This window comes from Flavobacterium sp. SM2513 (genome assembly GCF_050908145.1).
Classification (GTDB): domain Bacteria; phylum Bacteroidota; class Bacteroidia; order Flavobacteriales; family Flavobacteriaceae; genus Flavobacterium.
Window position 1 is genome coordinate 2,132,760 of the sequence record NZ_CP194228.1, and the last position, 20,130, is coordinate 2,152,889.

At 34.6% G+C, this 20,130-nt stretch carries 18 protein-coding genes, 1 tRNA gene and 1 pseudogene; 13 read left to right on the forward strand and 7 right to left on the reverse strand.

Annotated features, from left to right (window positions below; genetic code table 11):
• Positions 1-88 precede the first annotated feature (88 nt).
• From ACQ5J2_RS08885 to ACQ5J2_RS08910, 6 genes are all read left to right on the forward strand, one after another.
• Complete coding sequence (locus ACQ5J2_RS08885) at positions 89-265, forward strand: CAL67264 family membrane protein (protein ID WP_432673282.1); 177 nt, start codon at positions 89-91, stop codon at positions 263-265.
• A gap of 102 nt (positions 266-367) precedes the next feature.
• On the forward strand, positions 368-2,062 hold the full coding sequence (gene ettA, locus ACQ5J2_RS08890) for an energy-dependent translational throttle protein EttA (RefSeq protein WP_432670058.1): 1,695 nt from the start codon (positions 368-370) through the stop codon (positions 2,060-2,062).
• A 66-nt stretch (positions 2,063-2,128) separates the two neighbouring features.
• Positions 2,129-4,321, forward strand: coding sequence for an ATP-binding protein (locus ACQ5J2_RS08895; protein ID WP_432670059.1), 2,193 nt, complete (start codon positions 2,129-2,131; stop codon positions 4,319-4,321).
• Positions 4,322-4,509: 188 nt separating this feature from the next.
• Complete coding sequence (locus ACQ5J2_RS08900) at positions 4,510-5,394, forward strand: DUF808 domain-containing protein (RefSeq protein ID WP_432670060.1); 885 nt, start codon at positions 4,510-4,512, stop codon at positions 5,392-5,394.
• Positions 5,395-5,478: 84 nt separating this feature from the next.
• On the forward strand, positions 5,479-6,654 hold the full coding sequence (locus ACQ5J2_RS08905) for a proline dehydrogenase family protein (protein ID WP_432670061.1): 1,176 nt from the start codon (positions 5,479-5,481) through the stop codon (positions 6,652-6,654).
• A gap of 91 nt (positions 6,655-6,745) precedes the next feature.
• Positions 6,746-7,003 carry a hypothetical protein gene (locus tag ACQ5J2_RS08910; RefSeq protein WP_432670062.1) on the forward strand — a complete coding sequence of 86 codons (258 nt, stop codon included), beginning with the start codon at positions 6,746-6,748 and terminating at the stop codon, positions 7,001-7,003.
• Positions 7,004-7,064: 61 nt separating this feature from the next.
• Here ACQ5J2_RS08910 and def read toward each other — a convergent pair whose 3' ends face one another.
• The 3 genes from def to glmM are packed head-to-tail and all read right to left on the reverse strand — an operon-like array spanning position 7,065 to position 9,524.
• Positions 7,065-7,715 (reverse strand): peptide deformylase, encoded by a 651-nt coding sequence (gene def, locus ACQ5J2_RS08915; protein ID WP_432670063.1) that lies wholly within the window; start codon positions 7,713-7,715, stop codon positions 7,065-7,067.
• A gap of 20 nt (positions 7,716-7,735) precedes the next feature.
• A complete protein-coding gene (locus ACQ5J2_RS08920; protein WP_432670064.1) occupies positions 7,736-8,107 on the reverse strand; it encodes a hypothetical protein in 372 nt (123 codons plus the stop codon).
• Between the two features lie 28 nt (positions 8,108-8,135).
• Positions 8,136-9,524, reverse strand: coding sequence for a phosphoglucosamine mutase (glmM, locus tag ACQ5J2_RS08925; RefSeq protein ID WP_432670065.1), 1,389 nt, complete (start codon positions 9,522-9,524; stop codon positions 8,136-8,138).
• Positions 9,525-9,615: 91 nt separating this feature from the next.
• Between glmM and ACQ5J2_RS08930 the strand changes: the two genes are divergently transcribed.
• The 7 genes from ACQ5J2_RS08930 (at position 9,616) to ACQ5J2_RS08960 (ending at position 16,949) form a co-directional block, all read left to right on the forward strand.
• Complete coding sequence (locus ACQ5J2_RS08930) at positions 9,616-10,203, forward strand: ACP phosphodiesterase (protein WP_432670066.1); 588 nt, start codon at positions 9,616-9,618, stop codon at positions 10,201-10,203.
• 100 nt (positions 10,204-10,303) lie between these two features.
• Positions 10,304-12,088 (forward strand): chloride channel protein, encoded by a 1,785-nt coding sequence (locus ACQ5J2_RS08935; RefSeq protein ID WP_432673284.1) that lies wholly within the window; start codon positions 10,304-10,306, stop codon positions 12,086-12,088.
• 124 nt (positions 12,089-12,212) lie between these two features.
• Positions 12,213-12,653, forward strand: coding sequence for a KTSC domain-containing protein (locus ACQ5J2_RS08940; protein WP_432670067.1), 441 nt, complete (start codon positions 12,213-12,215; stop codon positions 12,651-12,653).
• Positions 12,654-12,812: 159 nt separating this feature from the next.
• Positions 12,813-14,222, forward strand: coding sequence for an MBL fold metallo-hydrolase (locus tag ACQ5J2_RS08945; protein ID WP_432670068.1), 1,410 nt, complete (start codon positions 12,813-12,815; stop codon positions 14,220-14,222).
• A gap of 103 nt (positions 14,223-14,325) precedes the next feature.
• Positions 14,326-15,486, forward strand: coding sequence for a redoxin domain-containing protein (locus tag ACQ5J2_RS08950; RefSeq protein WP_432670069.1), 1,161 nt, complete (start codon positions 14,326-14,328; stop codon positions 15,484-15,486).
• Positions 15,487-15,569: 83 nt separating this feature from the next.
• Complete coding sequence (locus ACQ5J2_RS08955; RefSeq protein ID WP_432670070.1) at positions 15,570-16,694, forward strand: redoxin domain-containing protein; 1,125 nt, start codon at positions 15,570-15,572, stop codon at positions 16,692-16,694.
• Positions 16,695-16,868: 174 nt separating this feature from the next.
• A tRNA-Tyr gene (locus ACQ5J2_RS08960) sits at positions 16,869-16,949 on the forward strand.
• 59 nt (positions 16,950-17,008) lie between these two features.
• On the opposite strand, the gene ACQ5J2_RS08965 is transcribed toward ACQ5J2_RS08960, so the two are convergent.
• From ACQ5J2_RS08965 to ACQ5J2_RS08980, 4 genes and pseudogenes are all read right to left on the reverse strand, one after another.
• Complete coding sequence (locus tag ACQ5J2_RS08965; RefSeq protein ID WP_432670071.1) at positions 17,009-18,292, reverse strand: alginate export family protein; 1,284 nt, start codon at positions 18,290-18,292, stop codon at positions 17,009-17,011.
• Positions 18,293-18,321: 29 nt separating this feature from the next.
• Positions 18,322-18,930, reverse strand: coding sequence for an SCO family protein (locus tag ACQ5J2_RS08970; protein WP_432670072.1), 609 nt, complete (start codon positions 18,928-18,930; stop codon positions 18,322-18,324).
• A gap of 20 nt (positions 18,931-18,950) precedes the next feature.
• Entirely contained in the window at positions 18,951-19,733 is a 783-nt protein-coding gene (locus ACQ5J2_RS08975; protein ID WP_432670073.1) for a formylglycine-generating enzyme family protein, read from the reverse strand.
• 30 nt (positions 19,734-19,763) lie between these two features.
• Positions 19,764-20,126 (reverse strand): annotated as a pseudogene (locus tag ACQ5J2_RS08980) (c-type cytochrome); the annotation flags it as partial.
• Between the last annotated feature and the right edge of the window lie 4 nt (positions 20,127-20,130).

A 20,130-nucleotide genomic window follows, 5' to 3' on the forward strand; every position in this document is an offset into this window, starting at 1 on the left:
TCATTTCGTAATTAAATAATATTTTAAAATATTGCATTCCAATTTTTAGGAATTTAACGATATTTGCGACAAAATTGATACTATGGGAATGAATAAAAACACCATTTTAGGATGGGCTACTTTTATAATGACAATGATGGGTTTGTTATTAATTGGTTTGGGAATATTTAGATACAGCGAAGTTTCTGGTTGGGGTTTTGCAGCAGTAGGCATTGGTTTTTTTGCAATTGCTTGGGTTTTCAATGCCTTAAAAGGACGTGTTTGAATTTTACAAAAGTAGATATCTACAGTAACAAGCTACTTCAACAGCTAAAAATTCGCTTATTTTAGCTATATTTGTGGTCATTTAAAAATAAAACTTACAATTATGTCAGACGATAAAAAAGTAATATTTTCGATGCAGAAATTGAGTAAAACCTACTCAAGCAGCGACAAACAAGTACTTAAAAATATTTATTTAAGTTTTTTCTATGGAGCTAAAATTGGTATTTTAGGTCTTAATGGTTCAGGAAAATCTTCTTTATTGAAAATTATTGCAGGATTAGATAAAAATTATCAAGGTGACATCACGTTTGCACCAGGTTATACAGTTGGTTATTTAGAGCAAGAACCAAAGTTAGATGAAACAAAAACTGTAATAGAAATTGTTCGTGAAGGAGCGGCGGAAACTATGGCAGTTCTTGAAGAATACAATCAAATCAATGATTTATTTGGTCTTGAAGAAAACTATTCTGATCCGGACAAAATGGACAAATTGATGGATCGTCAAGCAGCTTTGCAAGATAAAATTGATGCATTAGGTGCTTGGGAAATTGATACCAAACTTGAAATTGCAATGGATGCTTTACGAACGCCAGAGCCAGATACTCCTATAAGTGTGCTTTCAGGTGGAGAGAAAAGACGTGTGGCTTTATGTCGATTACTGTTGCAACAACCTGATGTTTTGCTTCTTGATGAACCTACGAATCACTTGGATGCGGAAAGCGTACTTTGGTTGGAACAACATTTAGCGCAGTATTCAGGAACGGTGATTGCTGTAACGCACGACCGTTATTTCTTAGATAATGTTGCCGGTTGGATTTTAGAATTAGATAGAGGAGAAGGTATTCCTTGGAAAGGAAATTACTCTTCTTGGTTAGACCAGAAATCTACCCGAATGGCTTCGGAAGAAAAAGTGGCTTCAAAACGCAGAAAAACGTTGGAACGAGAGCTTGACTGGGTTCGTCAAGGAGCAAAAGGAAGACAAACGAAACAGAAAGCACGTTTACAGAACTACGATAAATTATTGAACGAGGATCAAAAGCAACTGGATGAAAAATTAGAAATTTATATTCCAAATGGACCTCGTTTAGGAACAAATGTTATTGAAGCATCAAACGTGGCAAAAGCTTTTGGAGAAAAATTACTGTACGATAATTTGAATTTCACTTTGCCGCAAGCTGGAATTGTTGGAATTATTGGACCCAATGGGGCGGGAAAATCAACGATTTTCAAGATGATAATGGGCGAACAAGAAACAGATTCTGGTTCGTTTAATGTTGGAGAAACCGTAAAAATCGCTTACGTAGATCAATCGCATACCAATATTGACCCGAATAAATCTATTTGGGAAAATTTTTCAGATGGTCAAGAGTTGGTAATGATGGGTGGTCGTCAAGTAAATTCCAGAGCTTATCTAAGTCGATTTAATTTTGGAGGAAGCGATCAAAATAAAAAAGTTTCGATGTTATCTGGTGGAGAACGAAACCGTTTACACTTAGCAATGACTTTAAAAGAAGAAGGAAATGTATTGTTATTAGATGAGCCAACAAATGATTTGGATATTAATACACTTCGAGCGTTAGAGGAAGGTTTAGAAAATTTTGCAGGTTGTGCCGTAGTTATTTCTCACGACCGCTGGTTCTTAGATCGTATTTGTACACACATTTTAGCGTTTGAAGGAGACTCTGAAGTCTATTTCTTTGAAGGTAGTTTCAGCGAATATGAAGAAAATAAAAAGAAAAGATTGGGTGGCGATTTGACACCAAAAAGAATTAAATATAGAAAATTAATTCGCAACTAGTTATTTAAGAAAATCCCAATTATATTGGGATTTTTTTTATACATTTCGGCTGCTAAAATCTGTAACGTGAGAATTTTATTTTTACTTTTTACTTTTACTTTTTCAGTATTTTCATTTGCACAAGAAAATGAAGATGCTCAAAAAGTTGATAAATATCTTGACGCCGCCGCTTCCTTTTATTACAAACAGCAGTATGTAAAGGCACTAAACCTGTCGAAGAAAGCTTTAAGCATTTCATTATCTACTAATGACGAATACCATTTAGCACTTTCCTACAACCTAATTGGAACGATTTACAATGATTTTTCCCAAACCAAACGGGCACTAAATTTTTACACAAAAGCTTTAGCTTACGCCAATAAGGTCGAGAATGATACCTTGCGATTGTGGATATATTCAAACATTGGGAATGTCTATTATTATAATGAAAATGATACTGATTTTGAAAAAAGCATTCTTTATTATTCAAAATCATTAAAGTTAGCCGAAAAACTAAACGACAGTCTACAGATAACATTTATCCGGCTCAATATTGCCAATGCTTTTTTTGAAATCGATAAAGTGGATGCTGGAATAGCGTATATAAAACCACTAAGCTCCTATATTGAAAGTAGGAAAAATACGGAATCAATAATCACTTATTATGATTTGCTCGGGAAATATTATAGTATAAAAGGTAATAATAAGGACGCAGAAATCAATTTTTTTAACGCCATTAATTTGGCTAAAGAAGAAGAAGCTGCTTTTCAACTCCATGACCTTTACCAAAACCTTTCAGACCATTATTATAATATTAATAATACCCACGAAGGAGCAAAGTATCATAAACTAAAAATGAAGTTTAAGGTAGATTTTCAATCGGAAGAAAGACTAGATACAATTGAGCAAGTGGCAACTCAGATTGAACTCGACGAATATAAGTACCATTTTGAGCAAATTGAATTAAAAAACGAATTGCAGAATCAGAAAATTAAAGTTTCTCGAATTATTATTGTTAGTATTAGTATCATAATTTTGATTTTGCTAATTTTGATATATACTTTATATAGGAATGTTGCAAATAGGAAGAGAAATCATGCGAAATTATTTGTCGCCAATCAAGAATTAACTGAAGCGAAAAATCGTGCAGAAGAGAATGCTGTTTTAAAATCGCAATTTATTTCCACAGTAAGTCACGAACTACGGACTCCATTGTACGGAGTGATTGGATTGACCAATATTATTTTGGAAGAGAATAAGAACATTATTAACCAAGAAAATTTGCAGTCGTTACGATTTTCAACACGCTATTTATTAGCATTAATAAACGATCTTTTAGAGATAAATAAAGCAGAGGAAAATAAAATTATTTTAAAAAAATCTCCTTTTAATTTAGAAAAGGAAATGGCGGTAATTATAAAGTCGCTATTATTTATGGCCGATGGAAATGGAAATCAATTGCGTGTTGCTATCGATAAGGAAATTCCAAAAGTGCTTTTAGGAGATGAAATCAGGCTGTCGCAAATTATGATGAATTTAATCAGTAACGCATTAAAATTTACTGAAAATGGATTTGTCAAAATTGAAGCAATATTAATTTCAATGCAAGAAACAACCTGCCAAGTTGAACTTAGCGTTAGCGATACAGGAATTGGAATTAAAGAAGAAGACCACCAAAAGATTTTTGAGAATTTCGTTCAAATTGAGCGAAAGCATGGAGATTATCAAGGAACAGGTTTAGGATTACCCATAGTTAAAAGATTAGTGAGCCTTTTTGGGGGAACGATACAAGTAGAAAGCTCCGAAAATAAAGGGACGAAATTTAGTTTTGTTATTCATCTTGACTATTTAGATGAACTCCCTGTTGATAGTAGTGTAAAGTCAGAAAAGAGTAGTATGGAAAAGAAATTGCAGATTTTAGTAGTGGAAGACAATAAGATAAATCAAATTGTTACCAAGAAAATAATTGAACGAAATGACTACAGTTGCACAATAGCCGAAACCGGTCACGAAGCAATTGACATTTTAAAAACAACTGCATTTGATATTATTTTGATGGATATTAACATGCCAACTCTCGACGGTTATGAAACGACCAAAATAATTCGGGAGTTAGGAATACAAACTCCTATTATTGCTTTAACTGCTTTTGAGCGTTCAGAAGTAGAGGCTAAAGCAAAAGAATTTGGTATTTCAGGTGTAATTATTAAACCTTTTGTGCCCGAAGTACTTTTCGAAATGATGGACGACTTACTTAATGCAAACAACCAAGACGAATAGCAAAATTTGAACGGAGTTGTTGTGCTTCGGTGCGAATTAAAGTATTGAAAACCAATAAATTTTAAAGTTCAGGGAAAGCGCGGTTCCAAATTTGTGTTTTTTTTAGGATTTAGCAGCTATAAACTTTATTATTTTAGTGAAAGAAATAACAAACTACAGTATTTTTGCACTTGAAAAAACACTAATATATGGCTTCAGGAATATTTGCATTACTAGATGATATTGCAGCACTAATGGACGATGTGGCGCTTATGAGTAAGGTGGCTGCCAAAAAAACAGCAGGTATTTTAGGGGATGATTTAGCGGTGAATGCCGAAAAAGCTTCTGGATTTGTGTCCTCACGAGAATTACCCGTTTTATGGGCCATTACTAAAGGTTCCTTTCTCAACAAACTGATTATTTTACCCATCGCCTTTTTGCTAACGGCATTTATTCCGTGGCTTATCAATATAATCCTGATTTTAGGCGGACTATATTTGGCTTATGAAGGTGCAGAGAAAATCATGGAGTTTTTCTTTCCACACGAAAAAAAGGAACATTTGGAAGAATTGGAAGAACTTTCTGAAGAAGAAATTCTTGAACGAGAAAAAGTAAAAGTAAAATCAGCCATTGTAACCGACTTTATTCTTTCGGTTGAAATTATCATTATTGCTTTAGGAACCGTTGTGGGTCAGGAACTTTGGACACAAATTATGGTGGTGACGGTTATCGCAATCCTTGCAACTGTGGGTGTTTACGGAATTGTAGCTTTAATTGTTCGCATGGACGAAGCCGGTTATAAAATGATTCAGTGGAGCAAAGGAAAAAGAAACCTCACCTTTCATTTAGGGACGCTGTTAGTAAAAGCATTGCCACGTGTTATTCAATTTTTAGCAATTGTAGGAACATTGGCATTACTATTTGTTTCGGGAGGAATTTTCCTGCACCAAATTCCTTTTGTACATCATTATGTAGATTTTATGCCAAGTTGGATTGCCGAATTTCTACTAGGGTTAATCGTGGGAGTACTTTGTGTTTTCATCGTAATGGCTTTCAAAAAAATGTTTGGTAAAAAATCCCAACAACATTCATAATACCATTTTTGCTGAAAAGCGAATCTCAGAATGCGCTAATTTTATTCAAATACTGATTATCTTTGCGCCATCATTATAACTCTTATGGAAAAAATATTCAACAATACGCAAGTTGCCTTTGCTTTAAAAAGTGATACCGAATTAGATCGTGCTTATTTTTTATTCAAATTAATTTCAAATCAACCATTGGTTCGCATTGGAACTGCGGTTACGAATTTTGCAATAAAAGCACATTTGCCAGTCGAAGGCTTGATTCGTGCAACGGTTTTTGACCATTTTTGTGGCGGAATAAACGAGATGGACTGCTTGTCGGTAGTTGATAAAATGCATACAAAAGGCGTTTCGTCCGTTTTAGATTATTCGGTAGAAGGGAAGGAAGAAGACGAACAATTTGATGCCGTTTTAAAAATGACATTAAAAACCATTGATTTTGCTGCTGAAAAAGTCGCAATTCCTTTTGCAGTTTTCAAACCTACGGGTTTAGGTCGTTTTGAATTGTATGAAAAGTTAGGCGAAGGCCAAACATTAAACGAAGCCGATAAGAAAGATTGGAACCGAGTAATAGAACGTTTTGACATAATTTGTAAAGCGGCACATCAGCAAAATGTAGCGGTATTAATTGATGCAGAAGAGAGTTGGATGCAAGATGCAGCCGATGATTTGGTCACTCAAATGATGAAAAAGTACAATAAAGAAAAGGCAGTTATCTTTAATACGTTGCAAATGTACCGTCACGACCGTTTGACTTATTTGAAAAAAGTGCACGATTTGGCGGAAGCCGAAGGTTTTTATATCGGGATGAAAGTGGTTCGCGGTGCTTATATGGAAAAAGAGCATAAACGTGCCGAGGAAAAGGGATATCCTACACCCATTTGTGCATCGAAACAAGCAACGGATGACAATTATAATGCAGCAGTCGATTATATGTTGCAGCATTTAAACCGTATGTCCATTTTTGTAGGAACGCATAATGAGGAGAGTTCGTACAAGGTGATGACACGAATTAGCGATTTTAATTTAGATAAAAAAGACGATAGAATTTGGTTCGGACAATTGTACGGAATGAGCGATAACATCAGCTACAATCTAGCAGAATATGATTATAATGTTGCAAAATACTTACCTTTTGGACCCGTTCGTGATGTGATGCCGTACCTGATTCGTCGTGCCGAAGAAAATACATCGGTTGCCGGACAAACCAATAGAGAATTGGAACTAATAAAAGCCGAACGCAATCGCCGAAAGAAAGAAGACAAATAAGTACAGCACCCTAAAAATGATATAAAAAAGGGTAAAAAGCATTCGCTTCTTACCCTTTTTTAGGTTCAAAATTCTAAAAAACTAAGTATTCATGCCGTCGTACCCCTACGGTGGGTTCCGCGATGGTGTTTGGGGTCGTCGTACCCCTACGACGGCTCCAGCGATGGCGTTTGGAGGTTTCGTACCCCTACGACGGCTCCAGCGATGGCGTTTGGGACTTTCGTACCCCTACGACGGCTTCAGCGATGGCGTTTGGGACTTTCGTACCCCTACGACGGCTTCAGCGATGGCGTTTGGGACTTTCGTACACCTACGACGGGTTAAGCGCTTGTTTTTGAGGGTTTCGTAGTACTTCAACGGAGGCAGCGAACGCGTATTTTGCACTCTTTTTTATAAAAATAGAACCAAAACTACGGTCTTCTTAATTTTTTTTCAATAAAAAGATTAACAGCTCCCTCCATTTTGGTAGCAGTGCTGTTTTCTTGCTCTTTCAAGCGGGCTGTAAATAAAATTCCGTTGAGATGGTCGTATTCATGTTGAAAAACCACGGCTGTAAATCCTTCTACAATTTCCTCCTGAAATTTCCCTTCTTTATCCCAATAAATAATTTTAATCGTATAGTTTCTCAAGACTTCGCCACTGATATCCGGGATAGAAAGACAGCCCTCCATTCCTTTTCTTAACAAGTCTGAACGCCAAATAATTGTAGGATTTAAATACAGTTCAAAAGGTTCGTCCACTTTATCAAAGCGCTGCACCCAAAATATATTTCTGTTGATTCCTACTTGTGGAGCCGCGATTCCTATTCCTGGATTGGCGGGGTCACGCATGGCCAAGAACATTCGTTCGGCTAAAACAGGTAATAATTCATCCTTTAAATCAATATCTGACGATACGGATGTCAAAATTTTCAACTCCTTTTCATCTGTACTTTGAATGACTCTCATCATCGTTTTTACATCTCCCGATTGAATGAGTTTTCGCTCTTCCTTGCTGAATTTTTGTGCAGAAAGAGATGTTGCAATAAAAAGGAAAATAAGTTTTAGGATTGTGTTTTTCATAGTCTTGGCTGTTGATGTAATTATTTTATTAAATCATTTCTAAACCCCATCGGAATTAAATCTTTCTCTCTTATGTTTAATTCTTTACCTCTAAATTCTTCAAAAATTTTCAAGGCACTTTCAATATTTTCTATACCTAAATCAAAATTTGCCTTTCCCCATTTGTATAATGCCATTTCGATGTTTGTCATAAATAATCCTGGTTTCACTTGCGAAGCATTATATTCTTTACCTTTTATTTCAGTAAAAAAATCTAATTTTCCCCCTTGTTTTGTTTCTGTAAGAATAAATGTCTTAATTTCTGTTTGAGAAAGCTTTTCTATTTTTGTGCTATTTTGAGAAAAACTCTTAAAGCTAAAAATTAATAAAATTATCAAAATTGTATTTTTCATCTTCCTTTTGTTATAATTACTACTACTACTAAATCCCCGCTATTTCTTTAATTTCATCAATAATTTTTTGTGCCAAATTATCGGCTAATTCTTGACTACCTGCTTCCGTATAAATCCGAATAATCGGTTCTGTATTTGATTTTCTCAAATGCACCCAGTTTTCTGCAAAATCAATTTTCACACCGTCGATAGTAGTAATTTGTTCTGACTTGTATTTTTCTGTCATGGCAGCTAAAATGGCGTCAACATCAATTTGTGGTGTCAACTCAATTTTGTTTTTACTCATATAATATTGAGGATACGAAGCTCTCAATTCCGAAACCTTCATCTTTTTATAGGCCAAATGCGTCAAGAACAATGCAGCACCCACAATCGAATCGCGACCATAATGCGATTCAGGGTAAATGATTCCGCCATTTCCTTCACCACCAATAATCGCGTTGTTTTTCTTCATCAATTCCACAACATTCACTTCACCTACGGCGCTTGCTTCATACATGCCGCCATGTTTTACCGTAACATCGCGTAAAGCACGAGACGACGACATGTTAGAAACTGTATTTCCAGGAGTTTTACTCAAAACATAATCAGCAATTGCCACTAGTGTATATTCTTCGCCAAACATTTCGCCGTCTTCGCTGATGAAAGCCAAACGGTCTACATCGGGGTCAACCACGATTCCTAAATCGGCTTTTTCTTTGACAACCAATTCAGAAATATCGGTCAAATGTTCTTTTAAAGGCTCAGGATTGTGAGGGAAATGTCCGTTGGGTTCGCAATATAATTTCACTACTTCAACGCCCATAAGTTCCAGTAATTTTGGGATGATAATTCCCCCCGAAGAATTTACGGCATCCACAACGACTTTAAATTTCGCTGCTTTTACGGCATCAACATCCACTAAATCCATGTTCAGCACTTCATCAATATGAATATCCATGAACGCATCGTTAGAAGTAATTTCGCCTAAATCGTCTACTTCAGCAAAATGAAAACCTTCCGCTTCTGCTATTGCTAATATTTTTGCACCTTCTTCACCGTTAAGAAATTCACCTTTTTCATTCAATAATTTCAACGCATTCCACTGTTTTGGATTGTGACTTGCCGTCAAAATGATTCCGCCATCAGCTAATTCTAAAGGAACAGCAATTTCAACCGTTGGAGTAGTGGAAAGGCCTAAATCAATCACGTCGATTCCTAAACCTATTAATGTATTGACAACCAAATTGTGAATCATCGGTCCTGAAATTCGAGCATCACGACCCACTACAACAATTAATTTCTCTTTTTTTGAATAATTTTTAAGCCAAGTTCCATAAGCTGCCGCAAATTTCACAGCATCTAAAGGGGTTAGATTTTCGCCAACAGTACCTCCAATTGTTCCTCTAATTCCTGAAATTGATTTTATTAATGTCATAAGTGTGTTTTGTTTTATTACAAATATAATAATTGAAATGAGTATTTTAATAAATTCAAGGTATTCTGTTAAAATTTATTACCTTTAAATCATGAATTTTTTAGCACACATATATTTATCAGGAGAAAACGACCATATTAAAATTGGGAATTTCATGGCAGATGGTATTCACGGAAAAAATTTCGATGAATATCCCATCGATGTTCAGAAGGGAATTCGATTGCACCGTGAAATTGATAGTTATACCGATTTTCACCCCGTTTTTCGTCAAAGTAAACACCGGTTGCACGAACGTTACGGTCATTATTCGGGTGTCATTATGGATATTTTTTACGACCATTTCTTAGCTAAAAACTTTTCAAAGTACAGCGCTATTCCACTTGAAGAATATGTTCGTGATTTCTTTATAGTTTTGGATGAAAACTTCGAAACGCTAACACCGAGATTCAAAAAGATTCTGCCGGTTTTAAAAGAAGAAAATTGGTTCTTACTTTATGCTTCGATAGAAGGACTGACTCATATTTTATACATGATGGACCGCCGGACAAAATTGCGTTCCAAAATGCAATTCTCAGTAGAAGAACTAGAACTTTTTTATACCGAGTTTGAAACTGAATTCACACTCTTTTTTGCTGAAGTGGAAGAATTCGTAAAGGGAAAAATGCAAGAAATGGATTAACTTGTATATCCCAAAAATAGATTATCAAATTATATTCTTGCTGAAACTTTAAAAAACGACTAACTTCGCCAATCTTCCATAAAAAATCTGAAAATTGCGAATTCTAAAAAGATATTTATATAAAATAGAATCTTTACTGGCATGGGCTCAAACTAAAATTACGAACAAGCAATTTATATTTATTGCAAGTGTTTTAGTCGGAGTTACAGTGGGTTTTGCAGTTATAGTATTAAAAGCATTTGCACACTGGGTTTTTACATTTGCAACGTACATCAACGGAATTATAAAATTGAGTTACATCAATAGTTTGTTGCCAATTGTGGGAATGTTGCTTACCGTTTTTGTAATTGACAAACTATTAGGCGGAAAACTAGAGAAAGGTACCTCTCAAATTATGTATGTTGTCGCAAAAAAGGCAAGTATAATGCCTAAAAAGCAGATGTATGCTCAAATTATTACGAGTTCATTAACCGTAGGTTTAGGAGGTTCGGCTGGATTAGAGTCACCAATTACAGTAACTGGAGCGGCTTTTGGTTCTAATTTTGCACAAAGATACCGACTAAGTTATAAGGACAGAACCCTGCTTATTGGTTGCGGAGTTGCCGCGGGAATTGCTGCAGCATTTAACGCACCAATTGCTGGAGTTCTTTTTGCCATCGAAGTGTTGCTTGTTGATGTGAGTATTGCCGCATTTACACCAATTATGATTGCAGCTGCAACAGGCGCTTTAGTTTCTGCTATTGTTTTAAAGGAGAATATTTTACTGTCGTTTAGTAAACAACAAATTTTTGATTATACCAATATTCCGTTCTACATATTATTAGGTTTAATCATTGGGTTCATAACCATTTATTACGCCAGATGGTTTCAAAAAATAGAAAAATTTTTCATTCGCTATGAAAAGAAACCGTACAAAAGAGCTTTAATTGCAGCATCTTTATTGGCGGTACTTATTTTTATTATTCCAACTCTTTTTGGTGAAGGTTATGAAAGTATCAAAATTTTGTCGGAAAGTGATCCAAGCGTTCTATTGCAAGACACATTATTCAGTGAATTTAGGGATAATAAATGGGTGCTTCTCGCTTTTGTAGGTGCGGCTGCATTTCTTAAAGTTTTCGCAACTGGATTTACATTAGGTGGTGGTGGAAATGGAGGGAATTTTGCGCCATCCTTATTTTTAGGTTCGTATGTTGGTTATTTTTTCTCGCAATTAATCACATTGACAGGTTTGTCAAAATTACCCGTTAGTAATTTCACAATCGTTGGTATGGCGGGTGTTTTGAGTGGATTGTTTCATGCTCCGTTAACTGCTATTTTCTTAATTGCGGAAATCACTGGAGGATACAGTTTGATGATTCCGCTCATGATTGTTTCTTCGATAAGTTTTGCAGTTTCTAAGCGTTTTGAAAAACACTCGATGGATGTGAAACATTTGGCCAAGACCGGTCAAGTTTTTACCAGTAATAAGGACAGTAATATTTTATCGACAATTGATACGAATTCGATTGTAGAAACCGATTATTTTACAATTTCTCCAGAGGAAAACTTAGAAAAATTGGTCGATTTAATTTCACATTCTAACCAGGTGATATTTGGTGTGGTGAATGCTGAAAGAGAGTTGGTGGGAATTGTACATTTCAACAATATTAGAGAAATTATTTTCAGTAATTTCAAAGTAAAATATACTAGTGTAAAAGAAGTGATGCAGCAACCTAAAACAATTGTCTATCCATTTGACAGTATGGAGGTGGTTATGAAAAAATTTGAACAAAGTAAAATGTCAAATTTACCTGTTGTGAAAAATGGTAAATATTATGGTTTTATCTCAAAAGCCGTGGCATTGGAGTCTTACAGAACAAAACTAAGGTCGATGACTATTGAATAATTTTTTCTATAAAAAAAGTATGCGATTTGGTTTATATTGTAAAAAAACTACCTTTGCAAAATATTGTAAAATTTGAAGACACCGAATTTCTTTAAATGCTAATTACAATAATGTTATTTTTATTATGAAAAGAATCGTTGAGTACAGAAAGTTGCTAAGTGTTGATAAAACAGTTACATTAAAAGAATTGAAAACTATTTATCGTAATGCGATGAAAGAAAGTCATCCAGATAAATTTTCAGGAGACGAGGCTGGTTTAAAAGCAGCTGAAGAGCAAAGTAAGTCTATTATTGAAGCGTATCACCAGTTGGTTAGCATCAATGCTGAAACAATTACGCAGATAAAACCAGAGTTTACAGAAACAGTTACTAAAGCAACTATCAAAGATTATAAGTTTGTAGATGCTCGTTTAGTTATCGAATTTTCTAACGGAAGTGTATATGAGTTCATTAGCGTGCCAAAAGCAACATACCAAAAAATGGTAAATGCTGAATCTCCTGCACGTTTTGCTAAAAGACATATCTATACTGTTTTCCCATTCAGAAAGACCATTAATCAAGAATAATTCTTAGTTAATAGATTATACTAAGAAGGATTTAGTTCAGGTAACTAAGTCCTTTTTTTTTTGGAATCGTTTTATATTAGGTAAAATACTGTTAATGCTTTGTCATAATTTATTCTTTATAATAAATTCTACTATTTTTGTATTTATAAAAATAGTATTATGAAAATTGAACAAATATATACCGGATGTATCGCTCAAGCTGCTTATTATTTAGAAAGTAAAGGTGAAGTAGCGATTTTTGACCCACTTCGAGAAGTACAACCTTATATTGATAAAGCGGATAGAGAAGGAGCGAAAATTAAATATATTTTTGAAACCCATTTCCATGCAGATTTTGTCTCAGGTCACGTGGATTTAGCTCAAAAAACAGGAGCAAAAATCGTTTACGGACCAACCGCCCAACCTGAATTTGAAGCAATTATTGCAACGGATAATCAGGAATTTAAAGTGGGTGATTATACTGTGAAAGCGATTCACACGCCAGGCCACACAATGGAAAGTACGTGTTATTTACTAATAGACGAAAATCAAAAACCTTATGGGATAATTACCGGTGATACTTTATTTATTGGTGATGTTGGTCGTCCTGATTTAGCACAAGCTTTGGTTAGTGATTTAACACAAGAAAAATTAGCTTCTTATTTATTTGATTCTTTGCGAAATAAAATCATGCCTTTAGGAGATGATTTAATTGTTTTTCCAAGTCATGGTGCAGGAAGTGCTTGCGGAAAAAACATGAGTAAAGAAACTACCGATACTTTGGGAAACCAAAAGAAAACCAATTATGCTTTGCGAGCGGATATGACCAGTGAAGAATTTATCACGGAATTGTTAGACGGTTTAGGAGTTCCTCCTGCTTATTTTCCGCAAAACGTGATGTTAAATATCAAAGGATACAGCAGTTTAGATACAGTAATGGAAAAAAGTTTAAAACCTTTAAGTCCTACTGAATTTGAAGCAATGGCAAATCAGTCAGAAGCGATTATTTTGGATGTTCGTTCCGAAGGTGATTTTGTAAAAGGACATATTCCTAACTCCATCTTTATTGGAATTCAAGGAAATTTTGCTCCATGGGTGGGTGCTCTGATTCGAGATGTTAAGCAACCTTTGTTATTAATTACGCCAGAAGGAAAAGAAGAGGAAACGGTCACTCGTTTGTCTCGCGTCGGTTTTGATGGTGTTTTGGGGTATTTAAAAGGAGGTTTTGAATCATGGAAAGCTTCAGGATTAGAAGTGGCAACTATTGAGTCGGTTTCATCTGAAGATTTTGCCAGTAAAAGAGATGAACATTCGATTGTAGTTGATGCAAGAAAACCCGGAGAATTTTCTGCTGAACGAGTTGAAAACGCTTTGAATATTCCGCTTGATAATGTTAATGAGCGTTTTGATGAAGTCCCAAATAAGTCGTTTTATTTACATTGTGCAGGTGGTTATCGTTCTGTAATTATGGCTTCTATTTTGAAATCAAGAGGGATTCATAATTTTATTAATGTCGAAAAAGGTATGAGTGGTATTCGAGAAACAAATGTACCGTTGACTAAATTTGTTTGTCCTTCCACTTCAGCATAAAAATAAAAGATAAATAAATAATAAATTTTTAAAGGATTTGTAGTAAGCGTTATTAAATTAAATACTTTTGCAGTCTAAAATCAAAAAAAAATAATTTACGAAAATGAAGAAATTAATTTTATCATTACTTGCAGTTGCATCAATAGTATCTTGCAACAAATTAGGAGATAATGAATTTGAAATCGAGGGTAATGCTAATGGACTAAAAGATGGTCGAAATGTATACTTGAAAGTACAAGATACATTAACGAATATGTTCGTAAGCGTTGATACTGTAAAAATTGAAAATGGAAAATTCAAATTTGAAGGAGAAGTAAAAGAGCCTAGTTTGCGTTTTATCACAATTGATTCAACTGAAAGTCAAATTCCATTTGTTTTAGAGCAAGGAAAAATTACCATAGCAATAAATAAAGATACTATCTACAAAAGTATCGTGGGCGGGACGTACAGTAACGAACAGTTAGTGGCCTATTCAAAAGAAACGGATAAAGTACAGCAAAAAGTTAAGAATTTTCAGGAGACAAATCGTGAAAAAATTCAACAAGCTCAAATGTCTGGAGATACTGTGACTATGAACGCGATGATGAAAGAATATAAAACGTATCAAGATCAATTTAGAGATATTTCTTTAAAACATGTTGAGAATCATCCAAAATCTTTCATATCATTATTTTTTATCACACAATTTATTAATGATTCTTCATTTGACGTAGCTCGTGCAACAAAAATGTATGAAAATCTTGATCCAGTTTTGAAAAACACGAAAGAAGGAAAAGATATCAATAAAAAATTGAACGGATTGAAAACAGCTGAAAAAAAAAATGATACAAGTTCCTCAGCCGTAGAAATAGGAACATTGGCTCCTGATTTTTCTGCACCAAATACGAATGGAGTAGATACTTCTTTAAAAAGTTCGTTAGGGAAATTGACATTAATTGACTTTTGGGCATCTTGGTGTGGACCTTGTAGAGTGGAAAACCCGAATGTTGTAGCTTTATACAAAGACTTTCACTCAAAAGGATTGAACATCATTGGTGTTTCTTTAGATGAAAAAGCAGATAAGTGGAAAGACGCAATCGCGAAGGACAAATTAACTTGGACACATATTTCAAACTTAAAAGGGTGGAATGATCCAATTGCAAAACGCTATTCTGTAGACGGAATTCCCGCAACTTTTTTATTAGACGAAAAAGGTGTGGTAATTGCGAGAGACTTAAGAGGCGAGGAGCTTCGCGCAAAAGTAGCATCGATTTTATCAAAATAATTTCAAAAGAAAGCCATGGAAACATGGCTTTTCTTATTTAATTTTAATTTTTCAAAAACCTTATTTTAATTATAATAAATCCTATGAAAAAAATATTTTTAATTTCTACAATAGCTTTAGGACTAATTTCTTTTACCAATCCCGTAAAACCAAACTTTACGTTAAGCGGTATCGCTAAAGGCGTTCAGGATGGAACTATGGTTTATCTGGAGCGACAGGACGATGTAAAAGGAAGCGTAGCTATTGATTCTGCTAAGATTTCGAAAGGAGCTTTCACAATAAAAGGAACGGCAACTGAACCAGCGGTTAACTTTATTCAGGTGAAAGGTCTTGAAGGCAAGATTGCTTTTATTTTAGATCAAGGGGCAATCAACTTTACAATTTACAAAGATAGTATTGCGAAAAGCAAAATAGGAGGAACGGCAGACAATGACGCTTTGCAAAAGTTCAATGTATTTTCACAGAAAGTACAGCAGAAAATGCAGGATTTTCAAAATGAGAATACGCAGAAAATGCAAACGGCTCAAGCAAATAAAGACAATGAAACCATTCAACAGTTGATGGATGAATTTGGTTTGTTGCAAAATGAATTGATTCAATATACATCAACATACCCGGAAAAAAATCCTACTTCTTTTTTATCTGTGTTGTTGTTAGACAACATGTTCAATCAACCTGAAGTCGATATTGAAAAAATCAAGACCGTTTATGGAATGTTACCTTCGAAATTACAAAAGACGAAACCTGGAATTGCAATAAAAACTAAAATTGATAATTATAAAGATTTTTCAGTGGGTAGTATAGCTCCCGACTTTTCGGGGCCAACACCGGATGGAAAAATGCTTTCATTAAAGCAAGCGATGGGTAAAGTGACTATTATTGATTTTTGGGCTTCTTGGTGTGGACCTTGCCGAAAGGAAAATCCAAATGTTGTAGCTTTATATAATGAATTTCATGAGAAAGGTTTGAATATCATTGGAGTTTCTTTAGATAAAGATGCGGCAAAGTGGAATGACGCTATTGCAAAAGACGGATTGACGTGGAGTCATGTTTCTAATTTGCAATTTTGGACGGATCCAATTGCAGTTTTGTATAATATCAAAAGTATTCCGGCTACTTATATCTTGGATGAAAAAGGAGTAATCATTGCAACGAACTTACGTGGCGAAGAATTAAGAGCTAAGATTGCATCGATTTTAAATAAATAATACATTGATTTTATCGTAAATTTTAAAAAACTCCTTAGGGAGTTTTTTTTATGTATTTAAGTATTAAATGTTTAAAAAAAAGTAAAGAATTAATTCGAAAAAATGTTTGTAAACACCGAAAACGTTGCTATATTTGCAACCGGTTTAAGCGACGAATTAGTTGTTTTTAACGCAGGGGAGATACTCAAGCGGCCAACGAGGGCAGACTGTAAATCTGCTGTGAAAACTTCGCAGGTTCGAATCCTGCTCTCCCCACTAAACAAAAAAAGCCTGAAATTATTTTCAGGCTTTTTTTATGGAATTAAATTCAGAAATTACTTAGTAGTTTTGTATGAAAATATATTTGGGTTGAATGAAACCATAACATAAGCCCAGTTGTTATCATTGTCCTTGTTTCCGCCCTTAATTAATTCTAGAGAAGTGGAGCCAAACATTTTTGAAAAACCAGCTGTAATTGTAATGTTTTTATCCAGTTTATACATGCATGTCAAATCAATTTCAGTTCCTAAGTTTGAACTTTCCTGTTCCAAAGTAATCGGATTAATGATTTGTGCAGCGCTATAAAAAACGTGAGGAGCCACAGCAAACTGCCATTTGTTTTTTTCGAAAGATAATTTACCATAAAAATCTTTTAAACCTACGGTATTTTTGTGATTTCCAACATAGAAATAATCCATAAATCCATTGAATCCGTGGTTTGTTCCAAATAACGGTGTGAATGACTTCATTTTAGAATCCGCATCGTCTTGTGCTTTTCCTGATAAATATTCAAAACCCAATTCTGCTTTGAAAGTGGGTGTAAATTTGTAACCTACATTAATACCAGTATTGTAAGCTAGAATGTCTTCCTTTGAAATTCCCAAAGCAGTTTCTCCTGTTTGTGTATACCCGCTTAAATCTCCATAAAAATTGCCAGCTTGCCATTTATAGAAACCACCTAAAGTTTGCATATAGGCGTTTTCAAATACAGCGTCAGTAGTGTTTTCATATTGATACCCCGTATTTAAACCTAATACACTCAAAGAAGAATTTGTAAATTTTTTGTTCAACCAAATGTATTGTAAGTTTTTATAGGTAGTTGTATATGATGTTTCAATCAAACTTTCACCACCATTACTGATAGCACTACCAAAATCAATTTGCATTTTATCCTTCGCATAATGAACAACTAATGCATCATGACTTTGTCCTTGTTGAGCCCAATCTAATCCGCCAAAAATCCGTTGATTATCGTAAGAAATAACTTGACGACCTATTTTTGCAGACCAATCTGTGCTGAAATCATAAGAAAACCAAGATTCAAATAAAGCTACACCGTTTTTATCTGAAGTTGCTGTTGTGTTTACGTCTCCCCATACGCGAACATTCTGGAATGAAATTTTTGCTTTAATTTTTTCTTGTTTAAAGTCGAAATTCAGTCGAGAACGATTGGAAATAAAAGAAGTGGGATAAGTTCCATCTTTCATTAATTCTTTGTAGCCATTTCGGTATTCAAAACGAGGTCGAATTTGTAGATTGACATCAAATTCTTGAGCAATACTGTCCACCGTTACCATTAGAACACTAATGATAAGTATTAATTTGTATGAGATTTTCATGATGTTTAATTGTTTATTGAAGAGAAATTTTAATTCACTTTTGCGGCTTCTTCCTTTATTTTGTTAACGGTCTTCTCGTTATTCACTTCTAATCCTTCTTGTTGGAAAGCGAGTTCACCTTCTGCATTAAAAACACTAATGATATTAGAGTGAGAGAAATCTAGAGGCGAAATTTTTTTGTAATTTACAGCTAGAACTGCTGAAAACTCGCGTGTTTGTTCATCGTTAGAGCGTAAAAACAACCATTGTTCATTATCCATTTGGTTTTCTATAGCAAATGCTTTTAAACGTTCTGGTGTGTCTACTTTAGGGTCAATGCTTACTAATATGTATTGCACCTTGTCTTTTAATGCTGCAGGAACTTTTTTCTCAATGTTTCTCATATCCGCTACTAATCGGGGACAGGCGGCTTTGCATGAAGTGTAAATCATTACCATCACTAGTACTTTGCCACGGAGCTGCTTCAATTCGATATCTTCTCCATTTTGAGTAGTCCATTTTTCTGGTAAATTATAAATAGACATTTCAGTAATCGGTTTTTTAGCTATTTCTTCTTTGGTCTCTTGTTCTTTTTCCGCTTTTGATTGACAACCAATTAGGGCTATCGAAAATAGAGCAAATAGAATTAATTTTTTCATGGTATTTTATTTAAAAAAGATTATTTCAAACTTTTAGCACAACGAAAACCCAGATTTTTAGTGGTATAACTTGCTTTTAAACTTCCTCTGAATGCATATCGCATAAATGCGGCATAATTCATTAAATCAGTAGCATTGATTGATCCGCTTCCACAAAATAAATTAGAATCGGTATCTTTGTCTTTTCGACTTTCTCCTGAAAGAAAAATACTATTAAAATCGTAAGTCCATTCCCACACTAAACCGTTCATGTCATAAACACCCCAGTAGTTTTTATAAGTTTGACCTACTTTGTTGGTATACGTATTGTTTTTTTCATACCAACTCAGAATATATTTATTAAATTCTTGTTTTGAACGAGCATCAATTCGTTTTTCATCTGCCATTCCCACATATTCCCATTCGTCTAAAGTAGCTAATCGCTTGCCTTGGCATTCGCAATATTTCTTAGCGGCGAACCAAGAAACGTTAGTTACAGGACTTTGGGGATTCAATTTACCAAAATTTAAATCATTTGACCATTCGGAAAGGTAGGATGTATTTGCAAATAACCTTTTGATTTTGGACTTTCCGTATTCCGGATTATCTTTCACGAAAGTGAGGTATTCGTAATTTGTTATCGGATAAATATCGAGTAGAAAAGCATCAACTTTTATGGGTAATTTGTCGTCAGTTCCATAAAGAGGGACGTAACTTCCGGCATTAATTTGTACCATATTTTTTGGTACTTGAGCAAAAGTAATGGAAACTCCCAGTAACATTATGAAGCAGTAGCGCATTACATTTAATTGGTGAGTTTCCATTCTTTCTTGAATTAATAATTAACTATTCTTTTATTTTTTGCCTCGTAAAGCTTTAACCATTGCGGGAGTAACTTTTGTTTTGTTATTTCCCCAGCTGCTGTAAACATACGTTAATACATCTGCAATTTGGTCATCTTTCAAGTTCTGAGTAGGCATTGCCGAATTAAACTTCTTACCATTTACGGTAATTGGTCCGTGTAATCCATTCATTACTGCCTTTATTGCTCTGTTGGTATCTTTGTTAAGATAATCCGATTTTGCTAAAGGAGGGAATGCATTTGGAATTCCAGCTCCATTTGCTTGATGGCACGCTACACAAGTTTTTGTGTAAATGGCTTTACCTTTTGTACCGTCTTGAAAAGTAGTAGCATTTGTCAGTTTGTCGCTTGGCATATTA

Coding starts and splice junctions, on each gene's coding strand:
- ACQ5J2_RS08920 (WP_432670064.1), bottom strand. CDS start 8,107: ATGAAAAATACAATTTTGATAATTTTATTAATTTTTAGCTTTAAGAGT.
- ACQ5J2_RS08930 (WP_432670066.1), top strand. CDS start 9,616: ATGAATTTTTTAGCACACATATATTTATCAGGAGAAAACGACCATATT.
- def (WP_432670063.1), bottom strand. CDS start 7,715: ATGAAAAACACAATCCTAAAACTTATTTTCCTTTTTATTGCAACATCT.
- ettA (WP_432670058.1), top strand. CDS start 368: ATGTCAGACGATAAAAAAGTAATATTTTCGATGCAGAAATTGAGTAAA.
- ACQ5J2_RS08900 (WP_432670060.1), top strand. CDS start 4,510: ATGGCTTCAGGAATATTTGCATTACTAGATGATATTGCAGCACTAATG.
- ACQ5J2_RS08945 (WP_432670068.1), top strand. CDS start 12,813: ATGAAAATTGAACAAATATATACCGGATGTATCGCTCAAGCTGCTTAT.
- ACQ5J2_RS08950 (WP_432670069.1), top strand. CDS start 14,326: ATGAAGAAATTAATTTTATCATTACTTGCAGTTGCATCAATAGTATCT.
- ACQ5J2_RS08970 (WP_432670072.1), bottom strand. CDS start 18,930: ATGAAAAAATTAATTCTATTTGCTCTATTTTCGATAGCCCTAATTGGT.
- ACQ5J2_RS08885 (WP_432673282.1), top strand. CDS start 89: ATGAATAAAAACACCATTTTAGGATGGGCTACTTTTATAATGACAATG.
- ACQ5J2_RS08940 (WP_432670067.1), top strand. CDS start 12,213: ATGAAAAGAATCGTTGAGTACAGAAAGTTGCTAAGTGTTGATAAAACA.
- ACQ5J2_RS08905 (WP_432670061.1), top strand. CDS start 5,479: ATGGAAAAAATATTCAACAATACGCAAGTTGCCTTTGCTTTAAAAAGT.
- glmM (WP_432670065.1), bottom strand. CDS start 9,524: ATGACATTAATAAAATCAATTTCAGGAATTAGAGGAACAATTGGAGGT.
- ACQ5J2_RS08975 (WP_432670073.1), bottom strand. CDS start 19,733: ATGGAAACTCACCAATTAAATGTAATGCGCTACTGCTTCATAATGTTA.
- ACQ5J2_RS08910 (WP_432670062.1), top strand. CDS start 6,746: ATGCCGTCGTACCCCTACGGTGGGTTCCGCGATGGTGTTTGGGGTCGT.
- ACQ5J2_RS08965 (WP_432670071.1), bottom strand. CDS start 18,292: ATGAAAATCTCATACAAATTAATACTTATCATTAGTGTTCTAATGGTA.
- ACQ5J2_RS08955 (WP_432670070.1), top strand. CDS start 15,570: ATGAAAAAAATATTTTTAATTTCTACAATAGCTTTAGGACTAATTTCT.